This window comes from Stenotrophomonas maltophilia group sp. RNC7 (assembly GCF_030910085.1).
GTDB classification, from domain to species: Bacteria; Pseudomonadota; Gammaproteobacteria; order Xanthomonadales; family Xanthomonadaceae; genus Stenotrophomonas; species Stenotrophomonas sepilia.
The window spans coordinates 1-586 of record NZ_JAVFVN010000229.1 but is presented as its reverse complement, the minus strand read 5'-3'; the positions used below and the strand labels follow the sequence as shown (position 1 = coordinate 586).

Below are 586 nucleotides of genomic sequence, written 5' to 3'. Positions count from 1 at the left end.
GGCTTGAACTCAAATTGGAGCTCTTTCGGATTGTAAATAGAAACACCTGTTACATCTGATGGAAGTAAATCAGGTGTAAATTGAATACGTTTGTAATCAGCATAAATAGATTTAGAAAGAGCACGTACTAACATCGTTTTCCCAACGCCAGGAACATCTTCTAATAGTACATGACCTTCAGCTAAGAGAGCTGTTAAAGCTAATAGTGTTTCTTTTCGCTTTCCGACCATTAACTTTTCAATATTGTTAATTATTTTTTCTATAATGGGATGTAATGAATCAAGCTGGTGCATCGTAATCCTCCTAATGTGTTATTATCGTTTTCTAATCTATTTAGTGGAAAATAGAATGTATCCATCTAATTGAGGGCAGTAAAGATTTCATCTTTAATTCTAAGATTATTCAGATTACGAAGCAGTACGACCGCACGACGGACTTCCCGCTCGACTGGGTGGCCGCTGCCGTCAGCGAGCCTGAATTCGCCAGATGGGTCTATGCGGAATGGGAAGCGAAGCAGGCGAATGAGCTGGCCAAAATATCGGAGCGCCGCCTGCTGATGGAAGGGCTGCAGCAAGGGATGGGGATC

General features: G+C 41.8%; 1 protein-coding gene. It reads right to left on the bottom strand.

Features of this window, described 5'->3' with window-relative positions:
- Positions 1 to 293, bottom strand: a 293-nt coding sequence (locus RCF13_RS02975) for an AAA family ATPase (protein ID WP_308140845.1), incomplete at its 3' end; no start/stop codon positions are given.
- Between the last annotated feature and the right edge of the window lie 293 nt (positions 294 to 586).